24 protein-coding genes are annotated in these 22,070 nt (G+C 67.7%); 8 read left to right on the top strand and 16 right to left on the bottom strand.

What is annotated here, in order from left to right; translation table 11 throughout:
• Positions 1–40 precede the first annotated feature (40 nt).
• The 8 genes from FK268_RS09665 to FK268_RS09630 form a co-directional block, all read right to left on the bottom strand.
• A complete protein-coding gene (locus FK268_RS09665; protein ID WP_019201635.1) occupies positions 41–1,297 on the bottom strand; it encodes a L,D-transpeptidase in 1,257 nt (418 codons plus the stop codon).
• A 185-nt stretch (positions 1,298–1,482) separates the two neighbouring features.
• On the bottom strand, positions 1,483–2,190 hold the full coding sequence (locus tag FK268_RS09660) for a TlpA family protein disulfide reductase (protein ID WP_081585946.1): 708 nt from the start codon (positions 2,188–2,190) through the stop codon (positions 1,483–1,485).
• On the bottom strand, positions 2,187–3,704 hold the full coding sequence (gene lnt / locus FK268_RS09655) for an apolipoprotein N-acyltransferase (RefSeq protein ID WP_019201633.1): 1,518 nt from the start codon (positions 3,702–3,704) through the stop codon (positions 2,187–2,189). The genes FK268_RS09660 and lnt overlap by 4 nt, the downstream gene beginning before the upstream one ends.
• 222 nt (positions 3,705–3,926) lie before the next feature.
• The gene (locus tag FK268_RS09650; RefSeq protein WP_019201632.1) at positions 3,927–4,724 is read right to left on the bottom strand and encodes a cytochrome c biogenesis CcdA family protein; all 798 of its coding nucleotides are present in this window, start codon (positions 4,722–4,724) and stop codon (positions 3,927–3,929) included.
• The gene (locus FK268_RS09645; RefSeq protein ID WP_019201631.1) at positions 4,724–5,287 is read right to left on the bottom strand and encodes a TlpA disulfide reductase family protein; all 564 of its coding nucleotides are present in this window, start codon (positions 5,285–5,287) and stop codon (positions 4,724–4,726) included. Before FK268_RS09645 ends, FK268_RS09650 begins: the two co-directional genes overlap by 1 nt.
• Positions 5,288–5,485: 198 nt before the next feature.
• Positions 5,486–6,979, bottom strand: coding sequence for a multicopper oxidase family protein (locus FK268_RS09640; RefSeq protein ID WP_019201630.1), 1,494 nt, complete (start codon positions 6,977–6,979; stop codon positions 5,486–5,488).
• A 310-nt stretch (positions 6,980–7,289) separates the two neighbouring features.
• A complete protein-coding gene (locus FK268_RS09635; protein WP_019201628.1) occupies positions 7,290–8,540 on the bottom strand; it encodes a sensor histidine kinase in 1,251 nt (416 codons plus the stop codon).
• On the bottom strand, positions 8,537–9,307 hold the full coding sequence (locus tag FK268_RS09630; RefSeq protein WP_051158842.1) for a response regulator transcription factor: 771 nt from the start codon (positions 9,305–9,307) through the stop codon (positions 8,537–8,539). Before FK268_RS09630 ends, FK268_RS09635 begins: the two co-directional genes overlap by 4 nt.
• Before the next feature lie 348 nt (positions 9,308–9,655).
• On the opposite strand from FK268_RS09630, the gene FK268_RS09625 reads away from it, so the two are divergent.
• Complete coding sequence (locus FK268_RS09625; protein WP_051158972.1) at positions 9,656–10,735, top strand: PLP-dependent cysteine synthase family protein; 1,080 nt, start codon at positions 9,656–9,658, stop codon at positions 10,733–10,735.
• A gap of 8 nt (positions 10,736–10,743) precedes the next feature.
• The gene (locus tag FK268_RS09620; RefSeq protein ID WP_175546284.1) at positions 10,744–12,036 is read left to right on the top strand and encodes an MFS transporter; all 1,293 of its coding nucleotides are present in this window, start codon (positions 10,744–10,746) and stop codon (positions 12,034–12,036) included.
• A gap of 90 nt (positions 12,037–12,126) precedes the next feature.
• Here FK268_RS09620 and FK268_RS09615 read toward each other — a convergent pair whose 3' ends face one another.
• From FK268_RS09615 to FK268_RS09605, 3 genes are all read right to left on the bottom strand, one after another.
• Positions 12,127–14,388: a heavy metal translocating P-type ATPase gene (locus FK268_RS09615; protein ID WP_371190617.1), complete on the bottom strand. Its 2,262-nt coding sequence runs from the start codon at positions 14,386–14,388 to the stop codon at positions 12,127–12,129.
• A gap of 69 nt (positions 14,389–14,457) precedes the next feature.
• Complete coding sequence (locus FK268_RS09610) at positions 14,458–14,640, bottom strand: hypothetical protein (protein WP_139057781.1); 183 nt, start codon at positions 14,638–14,640, stop codon at positions 14,458–14,460.
• 5 nt (positions 14,641–14,645) lie between these two features.
• Positions 14,646–14,858, bottom strand: coding sequence for a heavy-metal-associated domain-containing protein (locus tag FK268_RS09605; protein ID WP_019201623.1), 213 nt, complete (start codon positions 14,856–14,858; stop codon positions 14,646–14,648).
• Between the two features lie 245 nt (positions 14,859–15,103).
• Between FK268_RS09605 and FK268_RS09600 the strand changes: the two genes are divergently transcribed.
• From FK268_RS09600 to FK268_RS09580, 5 genes are all read left to right on the top strand, one after another.
• Positions 15,104–15,379 carry a YHS domain-containing protein gene (locus tag FK268_RS09600; protein WP_019201622.1) on the top strand — a complete coding sequence of 92 codons (276 nt, stop codon included), beginning with the start codon at positions 15,104–15,106 and terminating at the stop codon, positions 15,377–15,379.
• A complete protein-coding gene (locus FK268_RS09595) occupies positions 15,376–15,711 on the top strand; it encodes a metal-sensitive transcriptional regulator (RefSeq protein ID WP_019201621.1) in 336 nt (111 codons plus the stop codon). The genes FK268_RS09600 and FK268_RS09595 overlap by 4 nt, the downstream gene beginning before the upstream one ends.
• 52 nt (positions 15,712–15,763) lie before the next feature.
• A complete protein-coding gene (locus FK268_RS09590; RefSeq protein ID WP_040765953.1) occupies positions 15,764–16,582 on the top strand; it encodes a DUF8832 domain-containing protein in 819 nt (272 codons plus the stop codon).
• A gap of 85 nt (positions 16,583–16,667) precedes the next feature.
• On the top strand, positions 16,668–18,005 hold the full coding sequence (locus FK268_RS09585; protein ID WP_223120329.1) for an MFS transporter: 1,338 nt from the start codon (positions 16,668–16,670) through the stop codon (positions 18,003–18,005).
• A gap of 342 nt (positions 18,006–18,347) precedes the next feature.
• Positions 18,348–18,629, top strand: a complete 282-nt coding sequence (locus tag FK268_RS09580; protein ID WP_019201618.1) for a hypothetical protein — start codon at positions 18,348–18,350, stop codon at positions 18,627–18,629.
• Between the two features lie 19 nt (positions 18,630–18,648).
• Here the strand turns inward: FK268_RS09580 and FK268_RS09575 are convergent, their stop codons facing one another.
• Complete coding sequence (locus FK268_RS09575; RefSeq protein WP_019201617.1) at positions 18,649–19,059, bottom strand: hypothetical protein; 411 nt, start codon at positions 19,057–19,059, stop codon at positions 18,649–18,651.
• A gap of 87 nt (positions 19,060–19,146) precedes the next feature.
• Here FK268_RS09575 and FK268_RS09570 point away from each other — a divergent pair, with 87 nt between their 5' ends.
• A complete protein-coding gene (locus FK268_RS09570) occupies positions 19,147–19,437 on the top strand; it encodes a hypothetical protein (RefSeq protein ID WP_126195757.1) in 291 nt (96 codons plus the stop codon).
• Positions 19,438–19,521: 84 nt separating this feature from the next.
• Here the strand turns inward: FK268_RS09570 and FK268_RS09565 are convergent, their stop codons facing one another.
• From FK268_RS09565 to FK268_RS09550, 4 genes are all read right to left on the bottom strand, one after another.
• The gene (locus tag FK268_RS09565; protein ID WP_126195756.1) at positions 19,522–19,908 is read right to left on the bottom strand and encodes a hypothetical protein; all 387 of its coding nucleotides are present in this window, start codon (positions 19,906–19,908) and stop codon (positions 19,522–19,524) included.
• Between the two features lie 157 nt (positions 19,909–20,065).
• A complete protein-coding gene (locus FK268_RS09560) occupies positions 20,066–20,683 on the bottom strand; it encodes a cadmium resistance transporter (protein WP_068526155.1) in 618 nt (205 codons plus the stop codon).
• The gene (locus FK268_RS09555) at positions 20,680–21,462 is read right to left on the bottom strand and encodes an adenylate/guanylate cyclase domain-containing protein (protein WP_068537260.1); all 783 of its coding nucleotides are present in this window, start codon (positions 21,460–21,462) and stop codon (positions 20,680–20,682) included. Before FK268_RS09555 ends, FK268_RS09560 begins: the two co-directional genes overlap by 4 nt.
• Complete coding sequence (locus FK268_RS09550) at positions 21,459–22,058, bottom strand: class I SAM-dependent methyltransferase (RefSeq protein WP_040765948.1); 600 nt, start codon at positions 22,056–22,058, stop codon at positions 21,459–21,461. Before FK268_RS09550 ends, FK268_RS09555 begins: the two co-directional genes overlap by 4 nt.
• Positions 22,059–22,070 lie beyond the last annotated feature (12 nt).

Raw genomic sequence — 22,070 nt, 5'->3', positions numbered from 1 at the left:
TCAGACAGATCCGGACTGCCTCGCCCATTCTCCGTCCTGGTCAGCGGCCTTCCGACGACGCCAGGGCGCTGGCTTTGGTCCACTGCTGCCAGGGCACACTCCAGTCACCGTTCTGCCATTGCTCGAGAGGTGCGCCGCCAGTGTTGCGGATTTCGACGATGTCGCCGGGGACCGAGAAGTCGAAGAACCATCGAGCGTTGTCACCGTTGAGGTTGAGGCACCCGTGGGAAGTGTTCGTGTTGCCCTGCGCCCACACAGAACTGTCGAGTTGGTGCAGGTAGATACCGTCTGTGCTGATCCGTGTCGCGTAGTTGATCGTCTGTTTGTACCCCAAGCGCGAGTTGATCGGTAGCCCGTAGGTGGACGAGTCCATCACCACCGGGTTCGCCTTGTCCATCACGGTGTAGATGCCCCGTTGGGTCCAGAAGCTGATGGTGTTGCCGTTGATGATCTCGCTGCCGCCCATGCCCATGGAGGTGGGCATCGTACGGACGAGATTACCGCCGTCGTAGACGGTGACCGTCTTGGTCGCGTCGTCGGCGATCGAGACATGCGAGGCGCCGATGGTCGCACTGGCACGCACGTCCTCGGCGCCGTAGAGGCGCTCGCCCAGGCGGACACCGTATAGCGCGGCGTCCACGGTGATCTGAGTGCCCGGCGTGTGGTATTTCTCAGGTCGCCAATGCGCTTCGGTATTCGAGACCCAGCACCACGCTCCCTCGACCGCGGGTGTACAGGTGACTTTCATACGACGTTCTGCCTCGGCGCGGTCTGCGATGTCGGTGTCGAACTTCGCCACCAGCACCAGCCCCACACCGTAGGTCCGCCCTTCGCCGACCGGGGTGCCCGCCGTCGTTGCCAGCTCCATCGTCGCCTGCGCCTGTGGCGCGAGAGTGGTGAACGTGCTCTGCCGTTCGGTCCGGCGTCCTGCCTCATCGACCGCGACCGCTCGCAAGCGGTAGGTGCGGCCGAATCCAAGGGGCTCACCGGCCGACCAGGATTTGCGCGGTGCGTCCAACGTGCCGGCAACGGCGCGTCCCGCCTCGTTGGTGAGCGTGACTTCGGCGAGGGCGCCGGTGCCCACGACACGCACAGTGACCGGTGTGCGGGGTGTGACCTCCGCGGCGCCGTCGGCCGGCGCCAGCTCGATCAGTGGCACGGCGCCCGACGGTTTCGGTGAGGACGAGGATCCGCTCAGCGGCACCGCGCCCCGCTCGGCACCGCAGGCGGACGTGATCGCGACGGCTCCGATTCCGGTTGCCGTCCGCGCCAGCAGAGTTCGCCGTTGCAGAACCATTCAGCCTCCCTCGACCCGCCTCATCACGCAACTACTAATTTGCATAGTACTTTATGGTGAGTGGTCGAGCCCGCCAGGTCCGCAGGCGAGGTACTCTCACCCGCTCCGCCGGTACAGGTACCAGGCGCGGCGAGTCGTCGAGCAGGTGCGGGTGGGTGTTCTGACCGTTCCATCGACTGAAGCGCTCACTTGCCCGGAAGCGAGGGTTGCGCCCTAGCAACAGCGTCCTCGATGTCCTGTACTGATCGGAAGACCAGCGGGTCCACGATCCGCTGCACGGAGCCGTCGGGGCGGACGAGAAAGGACAGCGGCAGCAGGGGCGGGATCTGCAGTGTCCTCGCGACCGCGCCGTCCGCGTCGATGATGCTCGGGTACGCGAGGGCGAGATCGGTGGCGAAGGTACGAGCGTAACTCTCGACGTCGCGGACGTTGATCCCGAGTACCTGGACTGCTTCGGGGCGTTGGGCATAGCGCGAGAGGATCGGCATTTCTTCGCGACACGTCCCGCACCAGGACGCCCAGAAGTTGAGCAAAGTGGTTCTGCCTGCGGTGAGTTGTCCGAGGTTGATCACATCGGGGGTAGTGAGGCAGGGCTCGGACAGATCTGCCAGGGGCCCAACGGATCGGGCTGATACCGATTTCGTTCCGCCGCACTGCGGTTTAGGTACACCGCGGGCTGAGCTGGCCTGGAGTGGGGCCTCGGTTCCAGTGCGGGTGCCGGTGGAGGCGGTATCGTGGTCTCCTGGTTTTTCCGTGAGCGAATGCGCGGTCGAGACGGCGATGAGCAGCAGCGCGGCAGCGATCGCAATAAGGGCCAGTGCGTACCGGTGCCGGCGATGCCACGGCGGGGTTGAGGCGCACTCGTCGGGTCCGGGGGGAAGGGCGACGCTCATGGTGTCTTCTGCTCGTCGATGGGCACGGGCGTCGTATCGGCGGGGACCGACTGTTTGAGACCGGTGGTGCGACGTGCGCGCCGTTTGATCACCGTTGCGGCGATCAGGGCCGCAGCGGCCAGGGCGGACGTGACCGCTTCGGGCAACGCGCCCCAGCGGGTGGCGAGTGTGAGCCGGTCGTCGAGGGGAACAGTCGCGATCAGAGTATCCGCGCTGAACAGTGCGGACTGGTCGGTGACCGTCCCGTCCGGGGTCACGACAGCGCTGACGCCACTCGTCGCGGCGATCAGGACGGTGCGGCGGTGCTCGATGGCCCGCAGTCGGGACATCGCCAGTTGTTGGTACGACATGGCCGTGCGGCCGAAGGTCGCGTTGTTAGTGGGCACGGTGATCAGCTGGGCTCCACCGCGTACAGATTCACGGACGAGGTCGTCGAAGGCCACTTCGTAGCAGATGGCAGCCGCGGTCGGTATGCCAGCGAGGGTGACAATGCCGTCACCATCGCCAGGCACGAACCGGCCGGCCTTGTCGGCGTATGCGGACAGGCGGGTCGCGAGCGGCCGCATCGGTAGGTACTCCCCGAAGGGCACCAGTCGCCGCTTGATGTGTTGCTGTCCAGGACCGGAGCCGGGGTTCCAGACGATGGAGACGTTGCGTGATGTGCCGTCGTCGGCGGAGAGCACTGCACCGACGAGGACAGGTACGCCGAGCCTGTTGACCGTCTCATCGATCCGCGCGCGCACCTGCCGATCGCGCAGCGGGTCGATATCCGAGGCGTTCTCGGGCCAGACGATCATGGCGGGCCGGGGCATCTGGCCAGATTCGATGGCACTGGCGAGGTCCTCGGTGCGTCGTAGGTGATTCTCGAGCACTGCGGCACGCTGAGCATTGAAGTCCAGTCCTAGGCGGGGAACGTTGCCTTGGATCACCGCAACGGTCACGCTCGCTCGCGGTTCGTACGCTGGTAGCGCGATTAGGAGTGCTGCGCCGGCGAACGGGAGGATGCCACCAAGCGACGCACGGACAGCAGCGCGCGGTGACCTCCGCAGTGCCGCGCGGACCACGGCGAAACCGGAGCACCCGATGAGGGCGACCGCGAACGAGACGGCCGGTGCGCTGGCGATCGCGGCCAACTGTACGAGAGGCCCATCGGTCTGCCCGAACGCCAACTTTCCCCAAGGGAACCCGCCGAATGGCAGGCGGCTGCGCAGTGCCTCCGTCGCTGTCCACGCGCAGGCGCACCACAGCGGGTAGCCGGGGAGAACCACCATCCGGCTGACCAAGGCGCCGAACACCGCTACCGCGACGGCTTCGACCGCGGCGAGCGCGATCCACGGCCCAGCCCCAACGTAGATGCCTACCCACGGAAGCAAGGGCAGGAAGAACGCCAGCCCCGCGGCGTAGCCGTACAGCAGGGCTTGGCCGATTCCGCAGCCCCACACGGCGGCGACCACGAGCGCGACACCGACCGGCGCCGCTCCCCACAGCGCGGTGGGTGGGAACGAGATGAACATCGCTCCGCCGCCGGCGGCAGCCAGAAGTAGCCTGACCGCTGTGTGCGTCCACGGCCAATGAGCCGGCCCCCACCGAGTGGATGTCGCGGATGGGAGCCTTCGTGCTGTCTGCGTGGTCACGAGTGAGATCTCCTCAATTCTGGACCGTGGTGGTGCTGCTCGTCGCGAGTCGTCTGGGCGATCGCGGGCGTACTGGTTGGTGCGTGTCGACGGCGATTCCTGTCAGATCGGCATGACGATGTTGGAGACGAAGAGCCGCCGGACCATGTCGACGAAGTCGGACCAGTAGCCGGTGACCAGGGCGAGTCCGACGGCGATCATGAGCACGCCGCCGGCGACCTGGATGCGTCGGCTGTTGCGGCGAAGCCATCCGACGGCCCGCACCGCGGCGGTCGATCCGACGGCGAGTGCGATGAACGGCAGGCCCAGGCCTACGCAGTAGGCCACCACCAGCGCGGCACCGCGTGCCGGCGCTGCGTTGGTGCCCACAATGATCGACATGATCCCCGCCAGGGTGGGACCGATACAGGGAGTCCAGCCGAGCGCGAACACCCCGCCCAGCAGCGGGGCACCGGCAAGCGTGGTCCAGGGTCGTGGCGCAAAACGCACCTCGCGGGCAAGTGCCGGGACCAATCCGATGAACGCCAAGCCCATGATGATGGTGATTCCCCCACCTATCCGCATCAGCGTCTCTGCATTGAGCCGAATCGTCGCCGCCAGACCAAACACCGACATCGTCATCAAGAGGAAGGCCGCTGTGAACCCGCCGACGAACAACGCGGCTGCGCCGAGCACTCTCCACCGACCGGACCGGTCTACCGCCTTTCCGCTGCCGCCGAGCTCTGCGATCGACGTCGCTGGAGCCTCGGCGCCGACCAGCCCCGCGAGGTACGACAAGTAGCCGGGAACAAGGGGCACGATGCACGGCGAGGCGAAGGACACCAACCCGGCGAGCAGGCATGCCCCGATCGCCAGGATCAGCGGACCTGACACGGCGGCGTCGGCAAAGGCTTGTCCCATCAGCCCTCCCCGGCGACGCGGTCCACGGCATCGGTGAGGGTCTTCTCGTCGATCGTCGTCAGGTATGCCGCGGCCACGCGATGCTGCCGATCAAGGACGAAGGTCATCGGCACTACTGTGGTCGGGTACTGCTCACCGAGCGCGAGCAGCGTCTTGCCAGGGGGATCGTAGATCGACGGATAGGTCAGCCCGTGGGAGCGGATGAAGTCCCGCGCCGCATCGTCGCCGGCGGTTTCACGAACGTCGATACCGAGAAACTGCACACCCTTGGACTTGCGCGCCGTGTACACCTTTTCCAGAGCAGGAGCCTCGAGACGACAGGGGGCGCACCAGGAGCCCCAGACGTTGATCACCACGACCTTTCCGGCGTAGTCCGACAGTCGCAGCGTGGCCCCGGGATCAGTGACACTACGTCCGGACAGCTCACCGACGACGCTGCGCCGCTCGGGCGGGTAGAAGTGCCTGGCCTTGCCATCCGGAGCGATGATCCCGCCATCGCGTGCCCGGTCGCTGAGCTGAACGCACCCGCCGAGCAGCATCGCGACCACAAGCACCGCGATCACACCGGCGCACCGGCGCAGACTCGAGCTGCCGCTCGGGGGACGGTCATCATCGCCCAGCGATGCCCGTGTGGACTGTCGTCGCATCCTCACCCCTTCTCGGCGGCTAACGAACCAGCCACCAACTACTAAGTAGCATAGTAGTTGGTGGCTGGTCGGTCGCACTCGCCATCGGGGGCAGCCGCGGAGACGTCGGTCGCGTCAGGTGTACTTGAGGGTGGTCATCATGCCCATCTCCATGTGATAGATGTTGTGGCAGTGCAGGGCCCAGGTTCCGGGGTTGTCCGCGTCGAGGTCGACCTCGACCGAGCCCATGGGCTTGATGAGCACCGTGTCCTTGCGCAGTCCGCCACTGCCGGGGAGGCCCCAGGTGTGGCCGTGGATATGCATGGGGTGGAGCATCATCGTTTCGTTGGTGATCTGCATCCGCAGTCGCTGGCCCTTGCTGACGCGCAGAGGCGTGTCTTCGCCGTGCTTCTTGCCGTTGATGCCCCAGGCGTACGGGTCCATCTGGCCGTTGAGAGTGACCTTGATCGTGGAGTCGGGCTGGGCGTCAGGAAGGCGCGCGGAGTCGGCGGCGGTGAGTTCGGTGGCGCCGAGCAGGACCGGGCCGTCCAGTTCCGCGGGGCGAATGTCGGCGGCGGGTGCGGCGCCGGAGCCTGTGCGCAGGACTGCCAGAGCCTGGCCCTTCTTACCTTCGGCGGCGGCGACTAGCGGAAACGCGCCGTCGCCTGCGGTGACGGTCACGTCGTAGCGTTCCCCCATAGCGACGAAGAGCGCGCGGGCCTGCATGTCGTTGACCCTGTGTCCGTCGGTGTGGGTGACGGTCATCGTGTGACCGCCAAGGGCGACCCGGAAGACGGTGTCGGAGCCGGCGTTGATGATCCGCAGGCGGATGCGTTGTCCGGGCTTGGCGCGGAACTCGGTCGGCGCCGTAGGGATTCGGCCGTTGATGAGGTAGTGCGGGTAGACCACGTCGCCAGCATCGCCCAGCGGAGAGCTTCCCATGCCAGGCATCGAGGAGTGGTCCATGCCACCCATCCCGCCCATTCCGGTCTGCAAAGGTCCGGTCTTGGCTTGGAAGTCGGCAAGGATCTGGTCAGGGTTCTTGCCGATGCCGTCGGTCCAGTCGTCGAGGACGACGATCCACTCGGCGTCGAAGGCGCCTGGTTCATTGGGGTCGTCGATGATGATCGGAGCGTAGAGGGCACGGTCGAGTTGGGCACCGACGTGGGGATGGAAGTAGTGGGTGCCGGCGTCCGGGGCGGTGAACTCGTAGACGAATCGCCCCCCGGGGCGCACAGCATCCTGGGTGACGCCGGGAACGCCGTCAGCTTCGTTACGCAGGCGGATGCCATGCCAGTGGATGGTGGTGTCGGCGGGAAGCTTGTTGTCGAGGGTGACGCGGAGGAAGTCTCCGGCGTTGGCGCGCAGGACCTTGCCGGGGAGGGCGTCGTCGTAGGCCCAGGTACGGGCGGTGATACCGCCGAGGTCTACGGTGGTCTCGCGCGCGGTGAGGGTCGTCTCAACGACCTTCTGTCCGGCCTGGGGTGTGGCCTGTAGTGGCGGTCCTTGCAGCGCACGAGAGGCACCACTCGGCGTGCTGGCGGTCTTGTCGCCACATGCGGCGAGCGCGCCGACGCTGAGCGCGGCGAGACCGCCGAAGAGGGCTGTTCGTCTGGTCACCGGTGTCATGAATTGGTTCCTTGGTTTGACGTCGAGGAAGTCGGGGGCGGCCCTGCTTAGGGGGCAGCGGGGCTGACTGTCGGGCTGCCGTCGCCCATCCCTGGCATACCCGACATACCCGGCATGCTTGTGTGAGGTGTCGGCGATGAAGTCGGGGAGCTGCTCATCGAGTGGCCTGCGGGCATCGACGGTTGGGTTGAGGTGGGGGTAGTGCTGGTGTCGTCGTTCATGTTCATCGTGGACATGTCGTCGCCGCAGGCGGTGACGGCGAGGGCAATAGTGGCGGTGACGGCGGCGGTGGTGATCAGTCGTTTCGGGTTCATCGGTTCGTCTTTCTGGCAGGGATTCTCTGTGGGGTTCGTTGAAGGGGCGGTCGGGGTAGTGGGCTCGAGGCTGTACCGGGTTCCGGTGGTGGGTGTTCTCGCTTGGTGTTGCGGCGTTTGTAGACCGGCAGGGTCAGGGTGAACTGGGCGCCTTGTCCGGGGCCGCGGCTGGTGGCGGTGAGGGATCCGTCGTGGGCCTCGGCGAGCGCGCGGGCGATAGTCAGGCCGATACCGCTGCCGCCGGCGTCGCGGCTGCGAGAGGTGTCGGTGCGGTAGAAGCGGTCGAAGATGTGTGGGAGGTGTTCGCTGGCGATGCCTTCGCCTGTGTCCTCGACGATGATGTCGATGAGGTTGTGGTCGCGGCGGCGGCTGCTGACCGTGACGCTGCCTCCCGGTGGGGTGTGTCGGCGTGCGTTGCTGAGCAGGTTCGCGAGGGTCTGGCCGATGCGGGCACGGTCGGCGTCGACGAGGTCGGTGGTGGTGGGTCCGAGGCCGAGGTGGATACCTACGGCGTCGTAGCCGGGTTGCGCTTCTCGGACCGCGGCGGTGGTGATGTCGTTGACCGCGGTCGGCTCTGCTTCGACGCGTAGTTGTCGTTCGCCGGCGCGGGAGACGGCGTCGATGTCGTCAGCGAGTCGCTTGAGGCGGCCGGTGGCGCTGCGGATGACGCCGTACATTTGCGCGCCCGGCGTGCGGATGCCGTCCTCGGCGGCTTCGATTTGGGCGGTGATGGTGGTGATCGGCGTCCGGAGTTCATGGGCGAGGTCGGAGAGCATCTGCTGGCGGATCTCTTCGGTGGTATCGATTTGCTCGGCGAGTCGGTTGACGCTGCGGGTCAGGTCGCTGAATTCGCGGCCCAGGCGGCTGGGCGGGACGCGAATGGCGTGGTTGCCGGCGGCGATGTTCGCCGTCGAGGTCACCACGGCGCCGATGGAGCGTCGGACGCGGCGGGTGATCAGCCAGCTGACGACCAGTGCGAGGACCACGGAGCTCAACAGGGCGACCGAGACGGATACCACCAGTGAGGAGGCGAACGCCTCCTCGACGTGTTTGGCTTGGGGTGAGGTGGTCGGCAGGCCGGCGTGGGCCATGTGGGTGTGGAACAGGTGCGGTGCGACAGTCCACGCCACCAGCGCGGAGGCCCCAGCGCCAGCGGCGATGACGATGGTCTGGGCGATGAACAGCCTGGTGGTGAACCCCGAACGTGGGCGACGGGTGCGCCGTGCGTCGGATCGGGGCGCGCTCATTGCTTCGACCGGCCGTCACCCATTCGGTAACCGATGCCGCGGATGGTGCGGATGTAACGCCGCTCGGTGGTGGTGTCGCCGAGCTTGCGACGCAGGCTGGCGATGTGGACGTCGACGACGTGTGCATCGCCGACCCAGGTCGGTCCCCAGAGTTCGGCGAGCAGTTGGTCGCGGCTGAACACCATGCCCGGGCGGCGGGAGAGGACGTCGAGAAGGTCGAACTCGGTGCGGGTGAGAGCCGCGGGTCTACCGGCGACGCTCACCTCCCGACCGTTCGGGTCGATTAGCAGATCCCCGATGCGGCGCTCCGCGCCCTGGGGCATGGCGGGCCCGTTGACGGTTCCGGCGCGGGGGCGGCGCAGCATTGCTTCGATTCGGGCGATCAGCTCCCGCGGGCTGAACGGTTTGGTCAGATAGTCGTCCGCCCCGACGGACAGGCCGACCAGAGTGTCGACTTCGTCGGCGCGGGCGGTGACCATGACAACGTAGGCGTCCGAGAAGGTGCGCAGTTGCCGGCACACTTCGACACCGTCGAGCGAGGGCAGCCCGAGGTCGAGGACGACGACATCCGGTGGAGTTCGGTGCGCGGCGGCGACTGCGGCCGCTCCATCGCCGGTGATCTCGACATCGAAACCACTGCGCTGAAGGTAGTCGGCGATGACCTCGGCGAGGTCCGGCTCGTCCTCGACAACCATCGCGCGCAGGCCCAGCTTCGGCCGCGGTTCGGTCACCGCCGTCGGCTTGGGCTCGGCAACAATCGCATCCATGCCTCCATCGTGGCCTGACCGTATGCCCAGGATCGACCCGAGGCGCGGTTCTTGAGCAAATCTTGATCTTGAGCACACGTAACGGCCTGGTTAGGGCACGCACAGTCGAGGGCGATCAGATACCCCTCACCGGACTGATCACCGGTGGCACGTCTTCACCCGGCGGGCCACGGGCACGCCATCTGCCGACTCACGCTGACCGTCCTGGTCCTGCAAGACCGTCGCGCCGGGTGGCGTGCCACACACCTGTGCCGCCCTTTTCCGCTTCCGAAAGGACCCCAGCACGTGAGCACCGAAGTGACCACGGTTCCTGATTCTCGCCCCCCACTGTCATTGCTGCACCCGCCGTTGCCCGCCCGGTCGCTCCTCGACATCGGACCTGTCTCGGAGCGCCCGGCGGCCCTGGTCGGCAACACTCCGGTGATGCGGATCGCCGAACCGTTCGCGCCGGCCGGGCACGGGTTCTGGGCCAAACTCGAGGGGTTCAATCCCGGCGGCATGAAGGACCGCCCTGCCCTGCACATGATCGAACGGGCCAAGGCACGGGGGGATCTCACGACGGGCGCACGGATCGTGGAGTCGACCAGCGGCACGCTCGGGCTCGGCCTGGCGCTCGCGGGCATCGTGCACGATCATCCGGTGACGCTGGTGACCGACCCGGGGCTGGAGCCGATCCTGACGCAGATGCTCGCCGCCTACGGCGCCGAGGTCGACCTGGTGACGGAACCTCATCCGGCGGGCGGATGGCAGCAAGCCCGACGCGACCGGGTCTGTGAGCACCTGGCTGCGGACCCGACCGCGTGGTGCCCGGACCAGTACACCAACCCGGACAACGTCAGCGCCTATCAGCCGCTGGCCCTCGAGCTGCTGACCCAGCTCGGGCACATCGATGTGCTCGTCTGCTCGGTCGGCACCGGCGGACACTCGGCCGGGGTCAGCCGCACCCTGCGGCAGTTCCTGCCGGACCTGCAACTCGTCGGAGTCGACACCATCGGATCGACGATCTTCGGCCAGCCCGCGCACAAGCGACTCATGCGTGGCCTTGGCTCGAGCATCTATCCGGAGAACGTCGACTACTCGGCGTTCTCGGAAGTGCACTGGGTCGCGCCCGAGGAGTCGGTGTGGGCGTGCCGGACCTTGGCATCGACGCACTACGCGACCGGCGGCTGGAGCGTCGGTGCGGTAGCCCAGGTCGCCGGGTGGATCGCCGGCACCCGCTCGCCGGACACGGTCGTTGCTGCGATCTTCCCCGACGGCCCCCAGCGCTACTACGGAACCGTCTACAGCGACGCCTACTGCCACGCCAACAACATCGACCCGACGCTCGCACCACCGTTGGCGCCGATCACCATCGCCGACCCAGCCAGGACCGTGGTCACCCGCTGGTCCCGCACCACCAACGTCCGCAACCCGCTGACCGTCGTATGAGGGGGCCCATCGCCACGTTCCGGACCTTCGACCGGCCCAGCCAGGTGTTGATGGTCAACCAATTCACCATCAACCTGGGCTTCTACATGCTCATGCCCTACCTAGCCGGATACCTCGCTGGCCCCGTCGGGCTCGCCGGCTGGGCGATCGGGTTGGTGCTGGGAATTCGGAACTTCTCCCAGCAAGGGATGTTCCTCATCGGCGGCACCCTCGCCGACCGACTCGGCTTCAAGCCGCTCATCGTCGCCGGGTGCCTACTGCGGACCATCGGGTTCGTACTGCTGGCGACGGTCGAATCGCTGCCTGCACTGCTAATCGCATCCGTAGCTACCGGATTCGCCGGGGCACTGTTCAACCCCGCGGTGCGCGCGTACCTGGCCGCTGACGCCGGAGACCGGCGCATCGAAGCCTTCGCGATCTTCAACATCTTCTACCAGGGCGGCATCCTGATCGGCCCGCTGGTCGGGGTAGCGTTGATGGCCTTCGACTTCCAGGTGACATCGGCGGTCGCCGCTGGGGTCTTCGGCGTGCTGACCGTCGCGCAGATCCTGGCTCTGCCACGCGATCGGCGCGACCGCAGAGCCACAGCCGAGCCGCGGCCGTCGGTGCTTGCCGACTGGCGGACCGTGGCCAGCAACCGGCGGTTCGTGCTGTTCTCGTGCGCGATGATCGGCTCCTACGTGCTCTCTTTCCAGGTCTATCTAGCGCTGCCACTGCACGCGGCGTCGATCACCAGCAGCGAGCAAGCGTCGACCTACCTTGTGGCGGCCGTATTCGTGGTAACCGGTGTGATCGCCGTGGCCGGGCAGCTGCGGATCACCGCTTGGTTCCGGAGCCGGTTCGGGCCCACCCGCAGCCTCAGCCTCGGGATGGCGCTCATGACGGTGGCGTTCGTGCCGCTACTAGCAGTGCCGACCGCAACGCTGACCGGGCAGGTCGCCGCCATCGCGGCGCTGTTGCTGGCGGCAGCGGGCCTGGCGATAGCCACGGCGACCGTCTTCCCATTCGAGATGGACACGGTCGTCAGCCTCTCCGGCAATCGACTCGTCGCTACCCACTACGGGCTCTACAACACGGTGGTCGGCGTGGGGATCCTGGCCGGCAACCTCGGCACCGGGGCGCTCATGTCATTGGGGGACCGGCTCGGGTTCCCGGCGCTGATCTGGCTGGTGCTCATCATCGTCGGTTCCGGCGCGGCACTCGCGTTGCGGGCGCTCCATCGAGCCGGCGCACTGAGTGTGCCCGATCCCGCGGCCCGCGAAGCGGACGTGGCCGCTGCGGCGGGAATGCATCGTCGGTGACCTGCTGTCAGGAGTCTGTGCTGCGGTGTTCCGATACGCAGGGCCCCGGTCCCTCCGCGGTGGAGGGCCGGGGCCGGGGCCGGGGCGACGTTAGTTGGCGACGCTGGTGAAGCCACGCAGCCGCAGGCTGTTGCCGACGACGAAGACGCTGGAGAAGGCCATCGCGGCCCCGGCCAGCATCGGGTTGAGCATGCCCGCCGCAGCGACCGGTATCGCAGCGGTGTTGTAGGCGAATGCCCAGAACAGGTTCGTCTTGATCGTGCTCAGCGTTTTGCGAGAGAGCCTGATCGCGTCAACGGCGCTGCGCAGGTCGCCGCGCACCAGCGTGATGTCAGAGGCTTCGATCGCGACGTCGGTGCCGGTTCCCATTGCCAGGCCCAGGTCGGCCTGGGCCAGCGCAGGTGCGTCGTTGACGCCGTCGCCGACCATGGCGACGACCTTGCCCTGATCCTGCAGGCGCTTGACCACCGACACCTTGTCCTGCGGCATCACCTCGGAGATGACCTCGTCGATGCCGACTTCAGCCGCGATTCGTTGTGCGACGGCGGCGTTGTCACCGGTGAGCAGCACCGGCTTCAGGCCCAGGGCCCGCAGTTCGCTGATGGCCTGGGCGCTGGTCGGCTTGACCGCGTCGGCGACAACGAGGATGCCCTTCGCCTGACCGTCCCAGCCAACCGCCACGACGGTCTTACCGTCCGATTCGGCGTCCCGTTTCGCGGCCGCCGTCCGAGGGGACAGTTCGAGTGCCCAGTCAGCCAGGAAACTCTCGCGGCCCACGATCACGGCATGCCCGTCGACCACGCCCTGCACCCCTTGTCCTTCGACGTTGGCGAAACCTTCCGGTGTGGGCAGTTCTCCGCCACTGTCGCGAGCCGCGGCGGCAATGGCCTGGGCGATCGGATGCTCGGAGGCGTTCTCCAATGCACCGGCTAGCCGTAGCAGTTCGTCAGAGTCGGTGCCGTCCTCTGCAATCACCTCGGCCAGCGTCATCTTGCCGGTCGTGACCGTTCCGGTCTTGTCGAGCACGATGGTGTCGACTTTGCGGGTGGACTCGAGCACTTCCGGGCCCTTGATCAGTACACCCATCTGGGCTCCACGACCCGTTCCCACGAGAAGCGCTGTCGGCGTGGCCAGTCCAAGTGCACACGGGCAGGCGATCACGAGCACGGCGACCGCGGCAGTGAACGCGGCCGCGACGGGGAAGCCAGCACCGAGCCACGCGCCGAGGGTGGCGAACGCGATCGCGATGACGATCGGCACGAACACACCCGAGATCCGGTCCGCGAGCCGTTGCACCTCGGCCTTCCCCGTCTGCGCGTCCTCGACGAGCTTGGCCATCTGCGCGAGCTGCGTATCCGCTCCGACCCGGGTGGCGCGCACCTCAAGCCGTCCTCCGGAATTGACCGTCGCTCCGGTCACCGTGTCCCCAACGGAGACCTCGACCGGGACGGACTCGCCGGTCAGCATCGACGCATCGATGGCCGAGGATCCGGACGTGACCACCCCGTCGGTGGCGACCTTCTCCCCCGGTCGGACCACGAAGGTGTCGCCGACGGCCAGCTCGGCGACCGGGATCCGAACCTCCGCGCCGTCACGCAGCACTGCCACGTCCTTGACGCCGAGCTCGAGGAGCGCGCGCAATGCTGCTCCGGCCTGCCGCTTGGACCTCTTCTCGAAGTAGCGGCCGGCGAGCACGAACACCGTGACCCCTGCGCCGACCTCGAGGTAGATGTTGCCTGCTCCGTCCGACGGAGCGATCGAGAACTCGAACCCGTGTGTCATCCCGGGCGTGCCGGCGGTGCCGAGGAACAACGCGTACAGCGACCACAGGAACGCTGTTAGGGTGCCCATCGAGATGAGGGTGTCCATGGTGGCGGTTCCGTGTTTGAGGTTCATCCACGCCGCCCGATGGAACGGATAGGCACCCCAGACGATCACTGGCGCAGCGAGCGTGAGCGATGCCCACTGCCAATAGGTGAACTGTAGGGCCGGTGCCATCGCCATCGCGACTACCGGCACCGCCAGCACAGCCGAGCCGATCAGCCGCTGCCTCAGGGACGTCAGCTCCGGGTCCATGTCCTCGCCGGCAACCCCAGCACCAGGTCCTCCAGCCCCCGGCGTCGAGGACCGCGGGAGAGTCGCCGAGTAGCCGGTCTTTGCCACCTCGTCGATCAGCGCCTGCGCATCGAAACCCTCGGGGACGTGCACCTTCGCCTTCTCCGTGGCGTAGTTCACCGTGGCCTCGACCCCATCGAGCCCGTTGAGTTTGCGCTCGATCCGGTTCGCGCACGAGGCGCACGTCATCCCGCCGATGTCCAGCTCGACACTACGGCCGCCCGACGGCGCTGACACACTCATCATTTTCCTCGATCCGTACTTGCGGTCTATCGCCAGGCCTGTGGCCCGCGCTGCTTCATTGCGTCACTGCTGGTGGCCGCCACCGTGCGGGGCGCCCGGTTCACTCGCCGGCACGGCGGGCGATCCACCGGGGGCACGGTGCTCCCACCGCGCGACCGCCGAGTCGGGTACTGCCACCCCACCGATCACATACGCGCTGGCGAAGACACCGGTCACCGCAACCACGTAGACGATCAGCCTGCGCATGGCACTCATGGATTGCGCACTGCCGAGTAGCCAGCCTCTTCCACCGCGGCGAGAACCCGCTCGTCGGTCACCTGCTGCGCTCCCGTGACACGCAGCCGACCCGTCTGCGCGCTGACCTCGATGGACTCGACACCGGGGATAAGGCTGACCTCCTCACGGATGGACATTTCGCAGTGGCCGCAGGTCATGCCTGTCACCTGGTATTCGCTGGTCGTCATCGCCTTCTCCTACCCAGTTCAGATACCCCCTGTGGGTATCTCCAAATCATGCTTAACATACCCCAGGCGGGTATGTCTAGGCCCTCCTGTCGCGGCGAGTGCGCCGGAGCGGTGGTCGCGCGGCCGATCCCGAGCAACCCTTGCGGTCAATACCCCGCCGGGGTATATATTCGGGGTACCCGGCTGGGGTACCCGTTCAGGTGAATGTGAGACGGTCGGGGGGCCTGAGATGAAGGAGTTCGACGATGACCGACAATGCACACCGACAGTCTTGCTGTGGGCACACCGGCCCCGGCGAGCAGTCGCTCGAGCTGACCCGCAGCGCCCGGCAGGCGGGCACAGGCGGTACCGACACGGCGGAGTGCCCCGTCATGACCGGCACGGTGGTGGACAAGTCTGCCGCTGTCAGCAAGGGCCTCTACCGCGACTTCGAGGGCACGCGGTACTACCTGTGCTGCGCCGGGTGCGGGCCTCGGTTCGACGCCGACCCACACAAGTACGTTACGGCGGCCTCGGCGTGAGCACCGATATCCCCGCGGTTGCGGTCGAGCGGGCCGAGTGCTGTGCGGCGCAGCACGGGTATTTGACCGATAAGTCGCGCTATCTGATGCGGGCGAAGCGGATCGAGGGACAGGTGCGTGGCATTGAGCGGATGATCGATGAGGACCAGTATTGCATCGACATCCTGACCCAGATCAGTGCCGCGACGAGCGCCCTGCAAGGGCTCGCCTTGGCGTTGCTGGATGACCACATGCGGCACTGCGTCGTCCAGGCCGCCCGCTCAGACCAGCAGGAACTCGACACCAAGCTGAACGAAGCGACTGCCGCGATCACCCGTCTCGTCCGATCATGAGTCCACCCGGGGTGTCGTCCCGGTGGCTGTCGTTTCCGCGAAGGAGCACGTTATGGAGCACGGTTCGCATACCGATCACACAGGACACGCCGGTCACGGCGTTGGGCCCGAAGTGCCACAGGGGCTGCAGGTCGCCGCTCGAGGCTATCGCTTCGAACCGGCGATCCAGATCGTCGACGCCGGGACCGTGGAACTTCGCTTTGTGATCCTCGGGCCCGACGGCGAGCCGCTAGTCACCTTCGAGGAACGTCACGACAAGCAGTTGCACTTGATCGTTGTGAGCCGCGACACCAGCGTCTTTCACCACGTCCATCCGTCGATGGACAGTGCCGGGTCCTGGACTGTGCAGCTGGCGCTCACGCCGGGAGTGTGGCGGGTCTTGGCCGATTTCGTGCCGCAGGGCGCGCCGGACGGGCTCACGCTCGGTGCCGACCTGTTCGTGCCGGGCGGGTTCCATCCTCGGCCCTTGCCTGAGTTGAGAAGGGCCTGGACCGGCGGCGACTACACCGTCACGCTCGAGGGCGATCTCGTTGCCGCCCAAGCCGGGGAGCTGCAGGCCGTCGTCACCTGGAATGGCGTCCCGGTGACCGATCTGCAGCCCTATCTTGCTGCGTACGGCCACCTGGTGGCGTTGCGGGCCGGTGACCTCGCTTACCTGCATATCCATCCCGAGGGGAGCCCGTCGGACCCGCAGACGCCTGCAGGTCCCCGGATCCGGTTCCACGCGGTCGCTCCCTCCGTGGGAACCTACCGGCTGTTCCTGGATTTCCGACATCAGGACACCGTCCGGACCGCGGACTTCACCCTCGTTGCCACCGGAGGCACCACCGGTGCAGTCACTGGCGGTGCGAGCGCGCACCACCATCAGTAGCGCTGATTCAGGCAGTACTAGGTTTTCCGGAGCCCGGGGTGGCGTGCGCTGCGGGCCCTGTTCGATCGACGTCGTCGCCAACTAGTTGGGAGCCATCGTGGGGCCTTTTTCTCATCGCGATTTCCGCCTGTTGTTCAGTGCGCAGATCGTTGCGCTGCTCGGCACCGGGCTAGCGACGGTCGCCCTCGGGCTGCTCGCCTACGACATCGCTGGCTCGTCCGCAGCGGTCGTCCTGGGAACGGCGCTGACGATCAAGATGGTTCTCTATGTCGTTATCGCACCGGTGGCGGCGGCGTACGTCGACCGGCTGCCGCGACGCGCGTTCCTGATTGCGCTGGACCTGTTCCGTGCGGCGATCGTGCTGGCGTTGCCGTTCGTCACTGAGGTCTGGCAGATCTACGTGCTCATCGGATCACTGCAGGCGGCGTCGGCCGCGTTCACGCCTACGTTCCAAGCCGTGATCCCCGACATCATCACCGATGAGCGCGAGTACACCACTGCGTTGTCGGCCTCGCAAGTTGCCTACACGATGGAGAGTCTGGTCAGCCCGGTCGTGGCGGCGCTGGCGTTGCTGGTGATCGAGTTCAATGTGCTCTTCGTCGGTACCGCGATCGGGTTCGTCCTGTCCGCGGTGCTGGTGCTGCAAGCCAAGGTACCCAACGCGAAACCGTCGGGCGCCACGCGGCCAACGGACCGGATCTTCGCCGGTCTGCGGATTTTCACAGGTACCGCCAGCCTGCGAGGAGTCATCGCGGTCAATTTCGCTGTCGCCGCGGCCGGTTCGATCGTGGTGGTGAACACCGTCAACTACGTCCGTGACCGACTGAGCGGGTCCGAGTCCGACGTCGCGTGGATGATGGCGGCGTCCGGCGGTGGGACCCTAGCTGTGGCACTAGCGGTACCACGCTTGCTCGACCGGGTGACCGCCCGCGCCGTGATGCTCACCGGAGCGGGCCTGCTCACCGCCGCGGCTACTGCGGCGGTTGCCATGGCTGCGGTGGACCGGCCGAGCTGGGCGGTGACCGCGGCGATCTGGCTGGCGAGCGGTGCCGGCTCAGCGCTGGCTATCACCCCGACCGGAAAGGTGCTGCGGTCTGCTGTGGCGCCGGCAAACGTTGCTTCCGTGTTCGCGGCGCAGTTCTCGCTCTCGCACCTCGCTTGGCTCATTGCCTACCCGATCGCGGGTTGGGGGGCCACACGATTCGGTCTCGTACCCGCGTGGGGTGTACTCGCGCTGATCGCCGCCGCCGGTGCGATCGCCGCGCCGCTGCTCTGGCGGCGCGGTGCCCTGCCCGCTGGCACGCAGGTACCGGCCCCCGCGGAGGAAGGCGGCGCGGTCCCACCCGATCAGGCATGGCGTCACGCTGCGGCCGCCGACGGGACCCTGACCGAGTGCCAGTGTACATGCACACAAGCCGCGTAACGCCCAGGCGACGAAATTCCAGCACCTGCGCCGTCCCATCGCGGCCGCCTCGTCTATGGCAGGCAACCAATCCTGATCCGTACAAGCTGGCCGCCCCGCTCACCACCGTCCGGTGGGTGGATACTGACGCTATGGCGACAAGCGACGAGGCTGCGCAGTTCGTTTCAGGCAATGCCGGCTGGCCCAGATCCTGTCCGATCCGGAGCGCCGGACGCGCGTAGACGCCATCACCACAGAGATGGCCTTGCTCGACCGTCAATACCGCGCGGCTGTACGGCTCCTCGACGGCGCGCTAGCCGCGAAGACCACCACTGGCGAGTCCCCCAAGGTTCGAACAAGGCAGTGCAGGCCAAAGAGCAGGACGACGCCGCAGGCGGCCGCCACAACCGCGTCATCCGCACCGCGCCCCACGCTCTCGGGCGGGTGGTCCTCCGGTGCCAATACCGGCGCCTATACGCGGAACTGCGGTGGACCGATGCGACGAAGCAGCACGCCGAGTACCTCGGCGAGATGACCTGGCAGAGCCGCGCCGACAACCTCGCCGCCGCCTGGAGCGCAGCACACGCCCGCGGTCTCACCGCGAAGGTCCTCGAGGAAGGGTCCGCCGAAACCGGTACCAGGTAACCGCTCCGGTGCCACGCCCCTACTGCAGCCAGCGGGCGCCGTCCTCGGATGCACGTGCCAGGACGGTGTCCAGGCGGCGGGGATCACGCGGGCCGCGGGTGAGGTAGGTGATCGCCGTCTGGTCATCGAGGTCCGCCGACGGCGCGCACATCCAGCACGCCGCCGTCCACGGCTCGGCGGCGCGCCGCAGGGCCTGCCAGACGGTCAGCAGCCGCTCATCCACCCAGCGACCGTCGGGGAACTGCCACGCAGGGAACACCGGTGTGCCGCCGGCCAGCGGCACCCAGATCACCTGCTCCGCGGCGACCATCCGCGCCAGGTCATCGCCATCTAGACCGAGGTACCCGGTGACACCATCGGCGTCGTAGAAGGGACCGACGAGCTCGTCGAGTATCGCTGCCGCAGCGGCGCCGGCGCTCGTCTCGTCCACGCAAGGTGATGATCCGCGCGGCCGGTGCACTTGTCCACCCGAAATGACCCGCACCCAGAGCTGGCCCAGAAGTGGATACTGACGACCATGACGGAAAGCGGCGACGAAGTGCGGTTCATCTCCGGCGATGAGCGACTGGCGCGGATTCTCGCCGACCCGCAGCGGCGGGCCCGGGTGGACGCCATCACCGCCGAGATGGACCTGATCGATCAGCGGTACCGCACGGCCGCCCAGCTGCTCGACGACGCGGTGCCACGACAGCCGCAGAGGTCGGCGCCCGCGCGACCGCCGCGGTCCTCACCGCACTCCAGCGTCACCTCACCGCCGCGGGCGTCCGCGAGGTCAGCATCACGCTCACATTCGGCGATCACGACGTGACGGTGCCGTGGATCCGGTTCGCCGGACATCGCCTGCCAGACACCGACGACTGATCACCGTGCACCCGGACCCACACCGACCCTTCTAGTCCGGTGCGGACTCGTCGAGGGTGAATCCGCTCGCCTCGGCGTCCGCGGCGCACAGGGTCCGGACCCAGCTCCCGCGGCGCGTGAGGCCACCGTCACCGCCGCACTGCTCGCACATACGCTCGGACCGCCGTTCCGCCGCCCGGATCAACTCGTCGAAACCCGGCCGGGGCCGGTCCGGTTCGAACTCGACGTAGTACCGCAGGCCGCCGAACTTCTCCTTGATCTGAATCAGCTGGTAGCCGGGGTCGATCGCCGCCAGCTCCCGGTCGAGATCGACGATCAACCGGTACCAGCCAGGCCCCACATCCAGGGACCCGTACCACCCCGGAAGGAACCGGGCACGGATCCCCGCCAGATCATCCTCACTCACTTCGTCGGCCATGCAGGCCAGCCTGCCAGGACGCCTGCACCGCGGAGTGACAGGCCCGGCACCACCCCCGACTCCACCGGTTCGGTGCGCAATCACCGCCGGGGAACTACCCACAACCCCGGGGAAGCGATGGATCCGTGCCGACGCACTGCGACCCCGACCACCCTGCCTACAGGCCGAATGCGCCGCCCGAGACGAGGATGATGACCCCGAGGGTGATCAGCACCAGGGGAAACAGCACGCTTTCCCCTCGTTCGAGGATCTCGGCGATGCGGCGGCGGGTGGCGACGTACCGGGCAATGGACACCAGTGCCCCCACCAAGATCACGAAGACCACGCAGTAGGCGGCGATCGCGGTGTGGTTGATGCTGGCGAAGACGGGCACGTACACGCCGATGTTGTCGCCGCCGTTGGCGAAGGTCACGCCCGCCACGCCCAGGACGCCGACCGCGTTGCCCGCCCCCTTCCCCGTCGCGCAGTCACCATCGCCGCTGCCGCTGCCGCGGTATTCGCGCCAGCTCGACCACGCTGCCCGCAGCCCCAGGATCAGGGGGACGAGCCCGAAGTACGGGATCGCCGCGACGGGGAGGAAGGCGCCGGCGCCGAGGGCGATCAGCACTGCGGCAGCGAGGATGCCGGCGAATCCGAGGTACTGCCCGGCGGTGATCTTGGCCGTCAGGTGCCGCTGGCCCGCGCCGCGGGCGAAGAACAGGGAGATCACGATGATGTCGTCGATGTTGGTGGCCACGAACAGGCCCACGGCTTGCAGCACGGTCGAGATCATCACCGGCCACCTGCCCGTGATGTGAGCGCTGACCCGGCGGGTGACGTGACGGAGGTCGTCGCAGCGGCAGTGGTGGTGGCCGGGGCGGTCGCGCGGTCGAATCGGCGGGCGCAGTCGGCTGAGCAGAACCACCATCGGCCGGTGTCGGTGTGCCGGTGTGCGGGGGCGGTCGCCGGGTCGATGCGGGCGCCGCAGATCGGGTCGTGCGGGTGCCGGGTGTCGGTGAAGGTGATGCTGTGCAGTTCGATTGGGGTGCTGATGTTGCGCAGGTTTCGCGGGCCGAGGGCGGTGGTGGGCACACCGGCGCGGGTGGCGGCGGGCAGGAGCGGGTCGGTGAGGACGGCGTGGCCGGCGCCGGCGAGGGCGGTGATGCGGGCGGCGATGTTGACCGCGTGCCCGTACAGGTCGCCGTCGCGTCGGAGGGCGGTGCCGTGGTGGATTCCGGCGCGGAGGGCGAGGAATCCGTCCTCGTCGGCGGCGTGCCCGGCGAGCGCGGTGATCGTGGCCAGCATCGCATCGGTGGTGTCGGCGGTGAGCATCACCGCATCGCCGATGGTCTTGACCAGCCGGGCCTGCGGGTGCAGGGCTCGACGGGCGTGCTCAGCCAACCGGAGCGCAAGCTCGGCGGCTTCGTGGTCGCCGCACATCTCGGTGAGCACGCTGTAGCCGGCGAGGTCGACGAATGCCACGGCGACCTCCACCTGTTCGAGGCCGTCCAGCTCGGGCCGCGCACCGTGGTGATGGCCGCGGCCGAGCCGGTGTTCGGGCCCTGGCGTGGTCATCGGCCTGCGGTGCGGGTCGCGCGGAAGCGGGTCAGTGCCGCGTTCTCCCGGACGGTGACCTCCCGCAGCGGCAGGCCTGCCAGGTGCGGGCGCAGCTGGCCGCGGTCGATGAACCGGTGCGGTGCGCCTTCGAGCCGGTGCAGGATCCGCGCCGGCGCGGTGCCGAGCAGGTCGTAGCCGACCAGGGTTCCGCCGGGGCGCAGCACCCGGACGGCTTCGCGGAGGGCCTGCTCCCAGTCGACGACGTGGTGCAACATGATGAACGAGACGACGGTGTCGAACTCGTCGTCGCCGAAGGGCAACGCGGCGGCGTCGGCCACCCTCGCCTGCGCTCGGTCACCGAAGCGCTGCAACCGATCCTGCGCGGCGGCGACCATCACCGGGTCGAAGTCGGTGACGGTGAGCTGCACCTGATCCGCAGGGGCGCTCGCCGCCAGCAGCTGCGCGGCCATCGCGCCGCCGCCGCCGCCGATCTCCAGCACCCTCCCCGTAGGGCGCACGCCCTGCAAGGCCCACGGCAACACCCACCGCCGTGTCGCTGCCTCCCACGGCGTGCTGCGGCAGAACAGGGACTCGATCGTCGACATCGATGGCATACCCAGCAGCTC

Origin of the sequence: Tsukamurella sputi (assembly GCF_007858445.1) — a bacterium.
Taxonomy (GTDB): domain Bacteria; phylum Actinomycetota; class Actinomycetes; order Mycobacteriales; family Mycobacteriaceae; genus Tsukamurella; species Tsukamurella sputi.
The sequence above is the reverse complement of the archived record's forward strand: the minus strand, read 5'-3'. Positions and strand labels throughout refer to the sequence as shown.

Excerpts from the sequence above, each read along its gene's own strand:
- FK268_RS09665 (WP_019201635.1), bottom strand. The coding sequence starts at position 1,297 with ATGGTTCTGCAACGGCGAACTCTGCTGGCGCGGACGGCAACCGGAATC.
- FK268_RS09660 (WP_081585946.1), bottom strand. The coding sequence starts at position 2,190 with ATGAGCGTCGCCCTTCCCCCCGGACCCGACGAGTGCGCCTCAACCCCG.
- lnt (WP_019201633.1), bottom strand. The coding sequence starts at position 3,704 with ATGTTCATCTCGTTCCCACCCACCGCGCTGTGGGGAGCGGCGCCGGTC.
- FK268_RS09650 (WP_019201632.1), bottom strand. The coding sequence starts at position 4,724 with ATGGGACAAGCCTTTGCCGACGCCGCCGTGTCAGGTCCGCTGATCCTG.
- FK268_RS09640 (WP_019201630.1), bottom strand. The coding sequence starts at position 6,979 with ATGACACCGGTGACCAGACGAACAGCCCTCTTCGGCGGTCTCGCCGCG.
- FK268_RS09635 (WP_019201628.1), bottom strand. The coding sequence starts at position 8,540 with ATGAGCGCGCCCCGATCCGACGCACGGCGCACCCGTCGCCCACGTTCG.
- FK268_RS09630 (WP_051158842.1), bottom strand. The coding sequence starts at position 9,307 with ATGGATGCGATTGTTGCCGAGCCCAAGCCGACGGCGGTGACCGAACCG.
- FK268_RS09610 (WP_139057781.1), bottom strand. The coding sequence starts at position 14,640 with ATGCGCAGGCTGATCGTCTACGTGGTTGCGGTGACCGGTGTCTTCGCC.
- FK268_RS09605 (WP_019201623.1), bottom strand. The coding sequence starts at position 14,858 with ATGACGACCAGCGAATACCAGGTGACAGGCATGACCTGCGGCCACTGC.
- FK268_RS09600 (WP_019201622.1), top strand. The coding sequence starts at position 15,104 with ATGACCGACAATGCACACCGACAGTCTTGCTGTGGGCACACCGGCCCC.
- FK268_RS09590 (WP_040765953.1), top strand. The coding sequence starts at position 15,764 with ATGGAGCACGGTTCGCATACCGATCACACAGGACACGCCGGTCACGGC.
- FK268_RS09570 (WP_126195757.1), top strand. The coding sequence starts at position 19,147 with ATGACGGAAAGCGGCGACGAAGTGCGGTTCATCTCCGGCGATGAGCGA.
- FK268_RS09565 (WP_126195756.1), bottom strand. The coding sequence starts at position 19,908 with ATGGCCGACGAAGTGAGTGAGGATGATCTGGCGGGGATCCGTGCCCGG.
- FK268_RS09555 (WP_068537260.1), bottom strand. The coding sequence starts at position 21,462 with ATGACCACGCCAGGGCCCGAACACCGGCTCGGCCGCGGCCATCACCAC.
- FK268_RS09550 (WP_040765948.1), bottom strand. The coding sequence starts at position 22,058 with ATGCCATCGATGTCGACGATCGAGTCCCTGTTCTGCCGCAGCACGCCG.